Below are 13,807 nucleotides of genomic sequence, written 5' to 3'. Positions count from 1 at the left end.
CATCACGCAGATGTCCTCAGGAAAGCGGCTATTGCGAGTGACCACTCTCTAAGTTACTGTTTCGTCATTCTATGACGGAGGTCACATGAACCCGAACATTCCTTTCGATGTCGTCATCACCGGCGGAACCGTGTACGACGGATCCGGCGGCCCTGGAGTTCGGGCGGATGTGGGCATCGTCGACGGCGTCGTGCGGGCCGTGTCGTCCACTCCTCTCGAGCCGAGCGCGACGACCGAGGTGGTCGATGCCACCGGCAAGTGGGTCACGCCGGGCTTCGTGGACGTACACACCCATTACGACGCAGAGGTGTTGGTCGGGCCGGGTCTCGAAGAATCCGTCCGGCACGGGGTCACGACGGTTCTCCTGGGCAACTGTTCGTTGTCGACGCTCTATTCCACTCCGGTCGACATCGCGGACCTGTTCAGTCGGGTCGAGGCGCTGCCGCGCGATCATGTGCTCAAGGCCGTCGATGCGCACAAAAATTGGAACAGTCCCGACGAGTACATCGCAGCCCTCGAGCGCCTGCCTCTCGGGCCCAATATTGCTGCGTTGGTCGGTCATTCGGACCTCCGTGCGCACGTCATGGGTCTCGACCGCTCGACCGACCGAAGTCAGAAGCCCACCCGCGAAGAATGGCGCGCCATGTCCGACGCGCTCGAGAAGGCGCTCGATGCCGGGCTGCTCGGAATGTCGACCATGACGAACCCGTGGGACAAGTTGGACGGCGATCGATACCGGTCTCGTTCGTTACCGTCCTCGTATGCGCGGTGGAGCGAATTCCGTTCTCTGCACAAGATTCTGCGTCGACGCGGTCGGTTGTTGCAGAGCATTCCGAACCTGAACACCAAGTACGACATGTTGTTCTTCCTCGCCTCGGCCACCGGGGTCGGCCGCACTCCGCTCAAGATCTCGTTGCTGGCGGCGGCCGATGCCAAGGCGTCGCCGTGGATCCATCGCGTCTTCGGCCCGCTCGCCCGGATGGTCAACGGCCCGGGCAAGGGCCAGTTCCGCTGGCAGCACCTCCCCACCACGTTCGACGTGTATTCCGACGGCATCGATCTCGTGGTGTTCGAGGAGTTCGGCTCCGGCCGCGCCGCACTGCATCTTCGAGAAGAGTTGGGACGCAACGAGTTGCTGTCCGAAGAGGCCTACCGCCGCTGGTTCCGTGCCGACTTCGAGAAGAAGTTCAGCTCGCGCGTCTGGCATCGCGACTTCGCCGACGCCGAGATCACCGAATGCCCCGACGCGTCGGTCGTCGGAAAGAACATCGCGGAGGTCGCGGCCGAACGTGGTGTGCACGTGGTGGACGCGTTCCTCGATCTGGTGGTCGAGCACGGCCGAAAGTTGCGCTGGCACACGACGGTTGCCAATCATCGCAAGCGGCAGATGGACAAGCTGATCAATCAGCCCGGGGTGACCGTTGGGTTCTCCGATGCCGGCGCTCATCTGCGCAACATGGCGTTCTACAACTTCGGCATTCGGTTGCTGCACCGTGTGCACGACGCGCGGAACGATCGCCGGCCGTTCATGACCGTGGAGAAGGCAGTGCACAAGCTCAGCGGCGAACTGGCCGACTTCTACGGTGTCGACGCCGGTCACCTGCGGGTGGGGGACCGTGCCGATATCGTCGTGATCGACCCGGAGGGCCTGAACGAGGATGTCCTGGCCTATCGCGAGGAGACCATGCCGGAATTCGGTGGCCTGAGTCGCATGGTCAATCGCAACGACCGAGCAGTCACCGCCACTCTGGTCGCGGGCCGAGTGGTGTTCTCCGGCGGCACCTTTGCGCCCTGGTTCGGTGTGTCGGAGCGGGCCGGTAGCTTCCTGCGGGCAGGCACTCCCACGGCCCCGCGACGCCGGGAGCGTGTGTGAGTGGCGAGTCAACACCAGCGCCGAACCGAGACCATCGGAAAACTGCTCGACGCGACTATTGCATCGTTGTGCGAGAAGGGCTACGCCGCAACCAGTGTCAGTGAAATCGTCAGCCGGGCCGGGGTGTCGTCCGGGGCCATGTTTCGGCATTTCGACACCAGGCTCGACCTGATCGTCGCCGCAGCCGACGAGGTTCGTCGACGTCAGTTCGAGGAGTTTCGCCGCGGCCTGTCCGGTTTCGGGAGCGCGTCCATCGAGCACTGTCTCGAACTGCTCAGAGCAGCGTGCCGCGCCCCGATCAACGGGGCCTGGTACGAGCTGTTGACCGCCGCCCGCAGCGACGACGAGCTGCGAGAGAGACTGCAGCCGTTCACCGTTCGATATCACGAGCAGATCGCAGAACTTGCTCGTGCGCTTCCCGTTGCCGGCGTGATCGATCCGCAGCATCTGGAAACGGTGGTCTTCAGCGTCGTCCACCTGCTCGACGGCGAGGCGTTGGCAGCCGTGGTCCATCCGCAGCCCGAGCAGGAAGCCATGCGGCTGAAAATGATTGCCCACCTGTTGCGCGGTGGCGCACTGCATGCCCTGACCGACGCAGGATGACCCACTGGACGGTACGCACATCGGGGGCCGAGCTTCCCGTTTTCGAATACGGGGACCCGGCGGCTGAGTCCACAGTGTTGCTGGTGCACGGCTATCCCGACAACCATCACGTGTTCGATCCGCTGATCACCGCGCTCGGTGACACGGTCCGGGTGATCGCCTACGACACACGAGGCAGCGGAGCGTCCGTGCTGGAGCCTGCGGCAGACGTCGCCATCGAGCAGCTGGCGCGGGACGCCTTCGCGGTGGTCGAGTCGATTCCGGGCCTCACCGGCAAGGTGCACGTCTTCGCCCACGACTGGGGGTCGGTCCAGATGTGGGAGGCGATGGCCTCGCCTCGGGCGAGCACCGCATTCGCGTCGTACACGTCGGTGTCGGGGCCGAGTCTGGATCATCTGCGGCAGGTGGCACGGGCGCGGTCGGTCCGGCCGCATCGGTGGCCGTCACTGGTGGGGCAGTTGGCCAGGTCCTGGTACGTCTTCGGGTTTCACGTGCCCGTCCTGCGATCGCGAGTACCGGCTCTGCTGGCCCGATTGCAGGCCGCGGGCGAGCCGACCCCGACGGCGGCCGACCAGCAGCGCGGCATTGCGCTGTACCGGGCCAACGTGCTGCGGCGGGTGTTCCGTGGACCCGATCCGCGCTGCGTCGTCCCGACCACCGTGGTGGTTCCGACACACGACCCGATGCTGTCGACGAACCTCACCGAGGGTCTCGATCGGTGGATCCCCGACCTGCGCGTCGTTCACGTCGAGGCGGGCCACTGGTGGCCGTACACGCACCCGGCCGATGCCGCTCGTGTGCTGCTGGAGAGGGTGCGGGAAGGGGAGTAGGTGGCGGGCAGTGCGGCGAGCGTCGGACGGATCGGCCTCGGGCTGTGCAACCATGGTCAGTGGTCTTCTTCTCGGTACGGCCACACCTGTGATCGCTCGAACTGTCACTACTCGAACTGGATGGGGTATTTCTCGGTATGGACGGCACTGCTCTCGATCGTCTCGGTTCCTCGGACGTGCCGGCTGCCGCCGGCGGTGACGACACGGCCGAACTGACAGTTCAGAGGCTTCTGTTCGACGGCCCGTCGCCCCTGGTCAGCGCAGACATGTACAGCGAGGTCCGCAAGGGCAACGCCGAGCGCACCCGCACCGGTATCCGGATCGCCAAGCGCAGCGTCGTACATACCAACAGCTACTTCGGACGGTTCCCGGCCAGCTACTGGCAGCGGTGGACCACCGTCACCGAGGTGGTGTTCCGGGCGACCGTCGCCGGTGCCGGCCGGATCGATCTGGTGGCCACGGACTACAAGGGTCACGAGCGCACGATGGCCAGCACAACGGTCGATTCCGCGAACGCGTCGACTCAGTTGGCCGTTCCCGTCGCCACCACGCAGTTCCTCGACGGCGGGGCGCTGTACGTCCGCTTCACCACCACGTCCAGCGAGTTGTCTGTGCAGGACGCGGAATGGACCGTCGCCGCTCCCGAGAAGCTGCGTCCCACCTCGGTGGTGATCTGCACGTTCAACCGCGCCGACGACTGCGCCAACACCGTCGCAGCAATGGCCGACGACCCGATCGCTCTGCTCGGCGTCGACAACGTCTACGTCGTCGATCAGGGCACCGATCAGGTGCAGACGCGGGAGAAATTCCAGCGCGTGGCGGCCGAGCTCGGCGACAAACTCGTCTACATCACCCAGCCCAATCTCGGTGGTGCCGGCGGGTTCACCCGCGGCCTGTACGAGGTGCAGGGCAAGGGCGGCGATCCGGCCAACGTGATCTTCATGGACGACGACGTGCTGTGCGAGCCCGAGGCGATCGTGCGCATGAACTCGTTCGCGAACATGACCGTCGAGCCGGCGATCATCGGCGCCCAGATGCTGTACCTGCTGCACCCCGACCGCGTGCACGTCGGTGCTGAGGTGGCCAACCTGCAGAAGCTCGAGGCCGGAGTCCACGTCAAGAACGCGGTATCGGACAAGAGCGCATTCAAGCGCAAGCGTCAGCAGGACGTCCGCGTCGACGCCGGATACAACGGCTGGTGGTCGTGCCTCATCCCGTCGGAGATCGTCGGGCAGGTCGGCTACCCGTTGCCGCTGTTCTTCCAGTGGGACGACATCGAGTACGGATACCGTTCGCGCGCAAACGGATTCGCCACCGTCACGCTGCCGGGCGCAGCGGTGTGGCACGCCGACTTCGCGTGGAAGGACTGGGACGAGTGGCACCGCTACTTCAACCTGCGCAACGGTATGATCACCGCCGCCCTGCACATCGAACTCGACGGTAAGACGCTGGCCAAGCAGCTGTTCACCGACCTGCTTCGCTACCTGGTGTCGATGCAGTACGGCATGGCGTACACGCTGATCAAGTCCGTCGAGGACTTCCTGGCCGGTCCGGAACATCTGCTCGACGGCGGCATGGAAGCGGCGGGTTCCATCCGGCGCGAGCGCGCAGCGTACGGAGAAACCAAGCGGCACAACGCCAACGACGTACCGGGGGTGCGTCCGGCCGACATGTTCATCACCCCGGCCGGCCCGCACCCGAAGAAGAGCATGGAATTCGCCGTACTCGCCAAGCGCGTCCTCAACCAGTGGCGCGGCACGGTCGATCCGGGCCCCGTTTCCATCTCCGCCGACGACGCGCACTGGTGGCACGTCTCGCTGTTCTCCCACGCGATCGTCACCGACCGCTCGCAAGAGGGCGTCCGAGTTCGCAAGCGCAACAAGGCACATGCCGTCGAGCTGCTCAAGCGCGGTGTGTCGGCACTCAAGCGTCTGCGCACCGAGACACCCGCCGTGGCAGCGTCGTACCGCGCCGCCGTCCCGCAGCTGACGAGCCGCGAGAACTGGGCTCGTCTCTACGGGCAGTAGCTAGTTCGACCGGACCTTGGGTGCCGTGCGAATCCGTACGACGACCTGTTCGTTGTCGGCGGTGTACCCGAGGTAGTCGAATTCGGTGCCGGTGCGTGCGACGAATTCCGTCCACGCCCGGTACTCGTGGTTGCGCCAGCCGGGGAAGTTGAAGTACTCGTCGAACACGATGACGGTGCCCACTGCGAGTCGATCGGCCACGAGGTCCAGCACGGTGACCGTCGACGAGTACAGGTCGGCGTCGAGGTGCAGGAAGGCCAACTTCTCGTGGTGGCCCTTCAGGAAGCCCGGCAGAGAATCCTCGAACAGCCCCGGGACGATCTGTGCGCCGGGCACTTCGGGGATCGTGTCCTGCTCGAACAGTCCCTTCGGGAAGCCCGTACGCCAGGTCTCGGGTAGGCCGGAGAACACGTCGAATCCGGCGACGACGGTGATGTCCTTACGCGACGCCAATTCCTCGGCGATGATCTCGAGCGTCGTCCCGCTGGCCACTCCGAACTCGAGCGCCATGCCGCGAATGGAGACCTCACCGAGTGCGAATCGCAGCGTGGCGTGCGGCCGCAGGAAGGTCGGTGCCTCCGGCATCATCTCTTCGGCGAACTCTGCGCTCTGAGCGGCGGCTTCGACGTCGGAGGCGTACGGAATGTCGCGACGCATCCGCATCTCGAGACCGCGAATGAAGGCGTGCAGATCGTCGATCTCGCGCCGTTGGCGTTCGAGGACGTCGAGCAATTTCGCTTGCTGATCGCTGGTCTGCTCGGCCAGCTGCGCGGTCTGCTGCGCCAGAACCTCACCTATTGCTCGTTGAAGTTTTTCTCGAGCCGACGACTTGATGCGATCCGCGAGCTTCCGAGGTTCCGTCATGGGCACACGGTAGCCGGTGAGGACGCGTTCGCAAACACGTCAGGGCTTACGAAAGTGCTCTCGACGGCCGAGTCCGCGCAGCCGGAACCACTCGGCCAGACCGCGAGGATTCCTGGTGGTGATCAGGAAGAACCAAGTGAAGCGAATCCACTCCTGCGGCAACAGCTTTCGCATACCAGGCTGCGACATCAAGTAACCGCGGTTGCGGTAGGTGAAGTACCGCTTGGTCGCATCCTCCGGGTACTGCGTGTGCATCCGGCCACCGAGGATCGGCTTGAACTCCTCGGCCCCGTTCGGGTGCACGTACGCGGCCGTGAGGCACGTTCCGAACTTCAGGCCCGAGCGCTGCAATCGGCGGTGTACTTCCACCTCGTCGCCGCGCACGAACAGCCGCAGATCGGGCACGCCGACCGCATCGATGGTCGAGGCCTTGAACAGGGCACCGTTGAACAACGATGCGATGCCTTCGAGCAGATCGTCGTCCGGATTCTCGGGGTCGATCAACTCCGAGCGAAGACGACGCCACTCGACGCCGCGTCGCAGCGGAAACGCCAAGCGATCCGGATGCTCGATGTCACAGACGACGGGGGAGACCTCGTCCAGTCCGTGCGCGAGCGCGCAGTCGTAAAGGGTCTCGAGCACCTTCGGGCCCTCGGGGCGGCCGTCGTCGTCGGCGAGAAACACCCAGTCCGCACCGAGCGAGAGGGCGTACAGAATGCCCAGCGCGAATCCGCCTGCGCCGCCCAGGTTGTGCTGCGAGCCGAGGTACGTCGTCGGCAGGGCCGTCGAGTCCACCAATTCGCGGACGGCCGGCTCGTTCGCATTGTCGACGACGACCAGATGATCGAGCGGACGCGTCTGGGCACCGATGACGTCCAACGACAGAGCCAACAACTCCCGACGCTTGTGCGTGACGATGACCCCGATGATCCGGTCAGGCACCGGCTTGCCCATCAGGTCCGTCTTCCCGCTCGATCTCTTTCAGGATCTGCGCGACGTGGTCCCCGGCGTCGTCGCCGTCGTATGCCCGCACCACGTCCTCGATGCCGCCCTGCTGGCGAATCTGGCCGTGATCGATCCACATCGCGGTATCGCACAACTGAGCCAGGAATTCGTTGGAGTGGCTGGCGAACACCAGGATTCCCGAGCGCTTCACCAACTCCTGCAGCCGGTGCCGGGCTTTCTTCATGAATTCCGCGTCGACGGCACCGATGCCCTCGTCGAGCAGCAGGATCTCCGGGTCGATGCTGGTGACGACGCCCATCGCGACGCGCACCCGCATACCTGTGGAGTAGGTGCGCAGCGGCATGTCCAGATAGTCGCCGAGTTCGGTGAAGTCGGCGATCTCGTCCATCTTCGCGAGCATCTGCTTGCGCGTCTGGCCGAGGAACAGACCGCGGATGATGATGTTCTCGTAACCGGAGATCTCCGGGTCCATACCGACGCCCAGATCGAACACCGGCGCGACGCGGCCGCGGATGGTGGCGCTGCCGCGCGTCGGCTCGTAGATGCCCGAGAGCAGCCGCAGCAGCGTCGACTTGCCCGCGCCGTTGTGACCCACCAGGCCGACGCGATCGCCGTCCTTCAGGTTCATCGTGATGTTCTTGAGAGCTTCGACGACGACGACGTCGGAGGAGTTCCGGTCGATGGCACCGCCGGCTTTGCCGAGGAACGCCTTCTTCAAGGACCGCGTCTTGGCGTCGAAGATCGGGAAGTCGACGCATGCGTCATAAGTACTGATGCTGATGGACAACTGCTGACCCCTAAACCCAGTAGGGCACGCGGGCCCGGTACTTCTTGAGAGCGACGATGGCCAGCGCCCACCCGACGACGGTGAACCCGAGCACGATGTACCAGTGATACGCCTGCTGGTCCTCGCCGATCAGAGGGGCCCGGATGATGTCCAGGTAGTGGAACAGCGGGTTGATCTCGACGAGCTTCGCGCGATTCGCGGCCTCGCCGCCCATCTGCTGTAGGCCCGAGGTGGTCCACACGATCGGCGTCATGAAGAACATCAGCGTGACGAAGCTGCCGAGGATCGGGGCGATGTCGCGGTAGCGGGTGGCGATGATGCCGAAGAGGATCGACACCCACACCGCGTTGAGCAGAATCAGGACCAGCGCCGGAATCGCGAAAATCACGGTCCAGTGCAGTCCGCCGGGCGGCCAGAAGATCGCGATGATGATCACGTAGATCAGCAGGTTGTGGCCGAGCAGCAGGAGCTGACGCCACACCAGGCGATACACGTGCACGCTGAGCGCACTGGGCAGCTGCTTGATCAGACCCTCGTTGGCGACGAAGACGTCTCCGCCCTCGAGAATCGCGGCACTGATCAGGTTCCAGATGATCAGGCCGACCGTGACGTGCGGCAGGAACTCGCGCAGATCGATGTCGAGAAGCACCGAATACAGCAGGCCCATGGCGATGGCCTGCACGCCGGTGGCGATGGTGATCCAGAACGGGCCGATCACCGACCGTCGATAGCGCTGCTTGATGTCCTGCCAGCCGAGATGCAGCCACAGCTCACGCTGGTTGAAACCGGTCCGCAGATCGCCGAACGCGCGCCGATAAGTCTGTGAGTCCGAAACCGGAGCAGGCATCTGTTCTCCTGCCTCGCTCTCGGGATCCTTCGCTGGTGCCGACACGACGGTCGACACTACCTGCAATCGACCATGCAGCTCATTTTGCAAGCGTGTGTGTGGTGTTACAGGTACTGGCCGGTACCGCTGCCGTGGCCGCCGCCCGGTGTGGGCATGACACCGGGAGGCAATGCGCCCTGACGCATCTGCTCGAGTTGGGCCCGTGCGGCCATCTGCTGAGCGAAGAGTGCCGTCTGGATGCCGTGGAACAGTCCTTCGAGCCAGCCGACGAGCTGAGCCTGCGCGATCCGCAGTTCGGCGTCGGTGGGCACGACGTCCTCGCCGAACGGCAGCACCAGACGCTCGAGCTCGTCGCGCAGCTCCGGGGCCAAGCCCTGCTCGAGCTCCTGGATGGACGATTTGTGGATTTCCTTGAGCCGGTTGCGGCTGGCGTCGTCGAGAGGTGCCGCGCGCACTTCTTCGAGCAGCTGCTTGATCATCGTGCCGATGCGCATCACCTTGGCGGGCTGTTCCACCATCTCCGAGAGGTCCGATCCGTCGGACGACTCCTCGTTGGCCGCCGAGCCGGAAGCGCGGGCTGCAGCAGCGGTGGCTTCCTCGCGGCTCAGTGCGAGTGGCTCTCCGTTGGGGCCGATCACGACGACATGATCGCCGGGTGCATTGTTCGACTCGGATTGCGTCATGCATCCATCTTTACGCGTCGCCTGCCGTTGCGCGATCGACAGGGGCGATTATCCTGGTTCGGTCGTTCGCAACCGGGGTGTCAGGAGGATCGAAGCGTGCGTTGTTGGCTGCCTTTCCCTGGGGAAACAGGACGTGAAACACACCCTCGGCGGGTCGGCGCTTAGAGTGTCCGGCATGGGGTACGACGTCGCACGGGTCAGAGGGTCCATTCCCTCCCTCGGCGACGGGTGGATTCATTTGGACCCTCAGCTGGGAATGCTGATTCCGGATCGCGTGTCGACGGCCGTCTCCACGGCGTTCCGGCACAGTGCGTCCAATCATTCGGCCGGCAACATCGCCGCCAAGCGGAGTGCTGCTCTGCTCGAATCCGCCCGCGTCGCAATCGCAGATCTGGTCGGTGCCTATCCGTCCGGGGTGGTCATCGGACCGGACCGGGCGACGCTGCTGTCGTGGCTCGCCGATTCTCTGAGCTCCCGGCTCGGGCTGGGAACCGGCTTGGTGCTCTCGCGTCTGGACGAGGAAGCCAACGTTGCGCCGTGGCTGCGGGTCGCCAGCCGAACCGGAGCACACGTGCGCTGGGCCGAGGTCGAGATCGATACGTGCGAGCTGCCCACGTGGCAGTTCGAGGAACTCATCACCTCCACCACCCGGCTCGTCGCGGTCACCGCGGCGTCGCCGATCGTGGGTAGCGCTCCCGACGTTCGCGTCGCGGCGGATCTGGTCCACGAGGTCGGTGGACTCATCGTCGTCGATGCCGCCGGAGCAGCCCCCTACGCACACGTCGACATCAAGGAACTCGGAGCCGACGTCGTCGCGATCGATGCGGCTGCGTGGGGTGGGCCGTCGGTGGGTGCGCTGATCTTCCGCGATCCGACACTGCTCGACCAGTTGCCGTCGATGTCGCTGAACCCGTCGGCGAAGGGGCCCGAGCGGCTCGAGGTCAGTGGTCATCAGTACGCGCTGCTGGCCGGTGTCGTGTCGTCCATCGACTACCTGGCCAACCTCGACGACGCAGCGACGGGCACCCGACGTGAGCGGCTGGAGCTGTCCATCGGGTCGCTGCAGCACTATCAGGATCGGCTCTTCGAGTATCTGATGGCTGCGCTCGCCACCCTCGATCACGTCATGGTGCTCGGCACTGCGCCCACGCGTATCCCGACCGTCAGCTTCACCGTCGACGGTATGCCCGCGGTGAAGGTGTCCGAGCAACTCGCGCAGGCCCGAATCGGCAGCGTCAGTGGGGTCCACGGTGGCAGTCGTCTGCTCGACGCCCTAGGCGTCAACGACGAAGGTGGTGCCGTCACCATCGGACTCGCTCCCTACACCACCCGGTACGAGATCGATCAGCTCGTGAAAGCTCTCGCTGCGCTCGCCCTTTGAGCGGCTGCGCCGCACGTGCGTGGAACTTCGTAGCCCACTACGAAGTTCCACGCACGACCCTCGGACGCACATCACTGCACGCGCAGGATGACTTTCCCGATCGTCTCGGCGTCGTCGAGCATCCGATGGCCTTGTGCTGCTTCGGTTATCGGGATTTCGGCATGCACGACGGCGGTGACGCGGCCCTCGGAGATCATCGGCCACAGGTGTGCGGTCATGTCGGCGACGATGTCGGCTTTGCTCGACGGTCCGGTCTCGGGGCGTCCACGCAATCCGGCCGCGTGTACCGAGCCACGCTTGGCGAGGAGCTTGCCGAAGTTCAGCTCACCCTTCACGCCGCCCTGCATTCCGATGGTGACGACCGTGCCGTCCATGGCGAGGGCATCGAGGTTCCGGTCGAGGTACTTCGCGCCCATGTTGTCCAGGATCAGGTCGGCACCGTGATCGTTTGTCTGTGAACGGATTTCGGTGACGAAGTCTTGGTTCTTGTAGTCGATGAGGATGTCGGCACCGAGGTCCGCGCACATGTCCAGCTTGTACTTGGATCCGGCGGTCACGGCGACGGTGACGCCCATCTGTTTCGCGACCTGGATTGCGTGCGTACCGATTCCGCTGCCGCCGCCGTGGATCAGCAGTACTTGGCTCGAACGCATGTGCGCATCCATCACCAGGTTGGACCACACCGTGGACGCGACCTCCGGAAGTGCCGCTGCCACATGGAGATCGAGGCCCGCAGGGATCGGGAACAGCTGGGTGGCAGGCACGGCGACCTGCTCGGCGTACCCGCCACCGGCCAGCAGCGCGCAGACCCTGTCGCCGACGTTCCAACCACTGACGCCGTCACCGAGCTCGGAAATGATTCCCGAGCACTCGAGACCGAGGATCTCGCTGGCACCCGGGGGCGGCGGGTAGTTGCCCTGACGCTGCATCAGATCGGCACGGTTGACGGCGGTGGCGGAGACGTCGACGATCACCTGTCCGCGGGCCGGTCGTGGATCGGGAACCTCGGTCCACTCCATGACGTCGGGATCGCCGAATTCTCTCAGTGTGATTGCACGCATGTATCCATGATGCGCCACCACTGTCGCAGGCGCTTTACAGGTCCCAGAGGTTGATGCCGAAGTCGCCGGCGTGACTGTCGATCTGTTCGAGTTCGGCGTCGGAGAAGTTCAGATTGTCCAGCGCCGCGACGTTGTTCTCGAGCTGCTCGACGCTCGATGCGCCGATCAGTACCGACGTCACTCGCCGGCCGCGCAGAGCCCAACTCAGCGCGAGCTGCGCCAGGGACTGACCGCGGGCCGACGCGATGTCGTTCAATGCGCGAAGGTGCCCGATGTGGTCGTCGGTGAGCCAGTCCGGGTTCAGCGACTTGCCCTGTGCTGCGCGCGAATCCGCGGGAATGCCGTCGAGGTACTTGTCGGTGAGCATGCCTTGAGCGAGGGGAGAGAATGCAATGACGCCTGCGCCGATCGCGTCGAGGGTACCCAGCAGTTCGGGTTCGATCCACCGGTTGACCATCGAGTAGCTGGGCTGATGGATCAGCAGCGGAACGCCGGCGTCGGCGAGTAGATCCGCCATCTTCTGCGTGCCCTCGGGCTTGTACGAGCTGATGCCCGCGTACAGGGCCTTCCCCTGTTGAACGGCGCTGATCAGCGCGCCGGCTGTCTCTTCGATGGGAGTGTCGTGGTCGGGGCGGTGGCTGTAGAAGATGTCGACGTGGTCGAGTCGCATACGCGTCAACGACTGGTCGAGTGAGGACAGCAGGTACTTGCGGGAGCCACCGAAGCCGTACGGGCCGGGCCACATGTCCCATCCCGCTTTGCTGGAGATGATCAGTTCGTCGCGGTACCCGGCGAAGTCCTCGGAGAAGATGCGGCCGAAGTTCTTCTCGGCGCTTCCGTACGGCGGACCGTAGTTGTTCGCCAAGTCGAAGTGGTTGATTCCCAGATCGAAGGCGCGACGAAGAATCGAGCGCTGTTTCATCAGTGGAACGTCGTCGCCGAAGTTGTGCCACAGGCCCAGCGACACAGCCGGCAGTACCGGCCCACGCGATCCCACTCGGCGATACGACATGGATTCGTAGCGATCGGCGGCGGCAACGTACGGAGGGTCGATGTAGGGATCTGTCATAACTCGACCCTAGGTCGCATCGGCGAATCGGACCCCGAACCACGGCAAGCTACTCGTGAGTAGATTTCCTGCCTAAGATGACTCGCGTGACGGCCGAATTAGCCATTGGTCCCGGGGGGGACCCGCAGTGGCTCGACACTGCGGAAATGAGAGCTTGGCGTGCCTATGTCGACGGCGGTCAACGATTGATGGAGGTATTGAACAGGGATCTACAGGACAGGCACGACCTGTCGATGGCGGAGTACCGCATCCTGGTGATGCTGTCGGAGGCGGACGACGGCTCCATCCGCATGAGCGAGTTGGCCGACGGGGTTCTGTCCTCTCGAAGTCGCCTCACCCACCAGATCAGGCGGATGGAAGTCCAGGACATGGTGCGCCGCAGTACCTGTGCGCACGACGGCCGTGGCGTCCTCGCCGTCATCACCGAGGAAGGTCGACGACGACTGACGGAGGCAGCACCCACGCACGTCCGCAGCGTCCGGCAACATCTGGTCGATCTCCTCACCCCGGCCGAACTCGACGTCCTGGGCGACATCTTCCAGAAAGTGGATGCCGCAATGGACGCATCGGCAACCCGACCCCGACGCTGACAGACCGGCAACGAGGGGCGATTGGGCCGGTGCCGCCCCGGCCGTTAAGATCGCACACGGAAGCGTGGCAGAGCGGCCCAATGCACTCGCCTTGAAAGCGAGAGACGTGTAAAAGCGTCCGGGGGTTCAAATCCCTCCGCTTCCGCCATATGTCGATTGATCGAGCCCGGTCCGCCCGCGAGGGTGGACCGGGTTTGTTCGTTTGCGAAGCAGCGAATTCTCGGCG

General features: G+C 64.6%; 13 protein-coding genes and 1 tRNA gene. 7 read left to right on the top strand and 7 right to left on the bottom strand.

Translation table 11 applies throughout. From position 1 onward, the window contains the following. The first annotated feature begins 85 nt into the window (after positions 1–85). The 4 genes from CH278_RS04350 to CH278_RS04335 all read left to right on the top strand — a co-directional run bounded on the left by CH278_RS04350 (position 86) and on the right by CH278_RS04335 (position 5,333). The gene (locus tag CH278_RS04350; RefSeq protein ID WP_094621275.1) at positions 86–1,873 is read left to right on the top strand and encodes an N-acyl-D-amino-acid deacylase family protein; all 1,788 of its coding nucleotides are present in this window, start codon (positions 86–88) and stop codon (positions 1,871–1,873) included. Beyond that, on the top strand, positions 1,874–2,476 hold the full coding sequence (locus CH278_RS04345; protein WP_032388090.1) for a TetR/AcrR family transcriptional regulator: 603 nt from the start codon (positions 1,874–1,876) through the stop codon (positions 2,474–2,476). Further along, the gene (locus CH278_RS04340; RefSeq protein ID WP_094621274.1) at positions 2,473–3,306 is read left to right on the top strand and encodes an alpha/beta fold hydrolase; all 834 of its coding nucleotides are present in this window, start codon (positions 2,473–2,475) and stop codon (positions 3,304–3,306) included. The genes CH278_RS04345 and CH278_RS04340 overlap by 4 nt, the downstream gene beginning before the upstream one ends. 137 nt (positions 3,307–3,443) lie before the next feature. Beyond that, positions 3,444–5,333 (top strand): glycosyltransferase, encoded by a 1,890-nt coding sequence (locus CH278_RS04335; RefSeq protein ID WP_094621273.1) that lies wholly within the window; start codon positions 3,444–3,446, stop codon positions 5,331–5,333. Here CH278_RS04335 and CH278_RS04330 read toward each other — a convergent pair whose 3' ends face one another. Genes CH278_RS04330 through CH278_RS04310 form a run of 5 tightly spaced genes read right to left on the bottom strand, consistent with a single transcriptional unit; the run spans position 5,334 to position 9,480 of the window. Continuing rightward, the gene (locus CH278_RS04330; RefSeq protein WP_032366779.1) at positions 5,334–6,197 is read right to left on the bottom strand and encodes a TylF/MycF/NovP-related O-methyltransferase; all 864 of its coding nucleotides are present in this window, start codon (positions 6,195–6,197) and stop codon (positions 5,334–5,336) included. A gap of 39 nt (positions 6,198–6,236) precedes the next feature. Continuing rightward, the gene (glfT1, locus tag CH278_RS04325) at positions 6,237–7,151 is read right to left on the bottom strand and encodes a galactofuranosyltransferase GlfT1 (RefSeq protein ID WP_179274353.1); all 915 of its coding nucleotides are present in this window, start codon (positions 7,149–7,151) and stop codon (positions 6,237–6,239) included. Continuing rightward, a complete protein-coding gene (gene wzt / locus CH278_RS04320) occupies positions 7,132–7,944 on the bottom strand; it encodes a galactan export ABC transporter ATP-binding subunit Wzt/RfbE (protein WP_179274356.1) in 813 nt (270 codons plus the stop codon). The genes glfT1 and wzt overlap by 20 nt, the downstream gene beginning before the upstream one ends. A 16-nt stretch (positions 7,945–7,960) precedes the next feature. Next, positions 7,961–8,842: a galactan export ABC transporter permease subunit Wzm/RfbD gene (wzm, locus tag CH278_RS04315; RefSeq protein WP_094621332.1), complete on the bottom strand. Its 882-nt coding sequence runs from the start codon at positions 8,840–8,842 to the stop codon at positions 7,961–7,963. 59 nt (positions 8,843–8,901) lie between these two features. Next, positions 8,902–9,480 (bottom strand): bacterial proteasome activator family protein, encoded by a 579-nt coding sequence (locus tag CH278_RS04310; RefSeq protein WP_032407822.1) that lies wholly within the window; start codon positions 9,478–9,480, stop codon positions 8,902–8,904. Between the two features lie 175 nt (positions 9,481–9,655). On the opposite strand from CH278_RS04310, the gene CH278_RS04305 reads away from it, so the two are divergent. After that, positions 9,656–10,861, top strand: coding sequence for a cysteine desulfurase-like protein (locus CH278_RS04305; RefSeq protein WP_094621271.1), 1,206 nt, complete (start codon positions 9,656–9,658; stop codon positions 10,859–10,861). A gap of 71 nt (positions 10,862–10,932) precedes the next feature. Here CH278_RS04305 and CH278_RS04300 read toward each other — a convergent pair whose 3' ends face one another. Both CH278_RS04300 and mgrA read right to left on the bottom strand, forming a co-directional pair. Next, positions 10,933–11,922 carry an NAD(P)H-quinone oxidoreductase gene (locus CH278_RS04300; protein ID WP_094621331.1) on the bottom strand — a complete coding sequence of 330 codons (990 nt, stop codon included), beginning with the start codon at positions 11,920–11,922 and terminating at the stop codon, positions 10,933–10,935. A gap of 34 nt (positions 11,923–11,956) precedes the next feature. Continuing rightward, positions 11,957–12,991 (bottom strand): L-glyceraldehyde 3-phosphate reductase, encoded by a 1,035-nt coding sequence (gene mgrA / locus CH278_RS04295; protein ID WP_094621270.1) that lies wholly within the window; start codon positions 12,989–12,991, stop codon positions 11,957–11,959. Positions 12,992–13,068: 77 nt separating this feature from the next. Here mgrA and CH278_RS04290 point away from each other — a divergent pair, with 77 nt between their 5' ends. After that, positions 13,069–13,581: a MarR family winged helix-turn-helix transcriptional regulator gene (locus CH278_RS04290; RefSeq protein ID WP_052073810.1), complete on the top strand. Its 513-nt coding sequence runs from the start codon at positions 13,069–13,071 to the stop codon at positions 13,579–13,581. Positions 13,582–13,639: 58 nt separating this feature from the next. Beyond that, positions 13,640–13,729 (top strand) — tRNA-Ser (locus CH278_RS04285). Positions 13,730–13,807 lie beyond the last annotated feature (78 nt).

This window comes from Rhodococcus sp. 05-2254-5, assembly GCF_002258575.1.
In the GTDB taxonomy this organism is placed as follows: Bacteria; Actinomycetota; Actinomycetes; order Mycobacteriales; family Mycobacteriaceae; genus Rhodococcoides; species Rhodococcoides fascians.
This window is presented reverse-complemented; position numbering and strand designations above follow the sequence as displayed.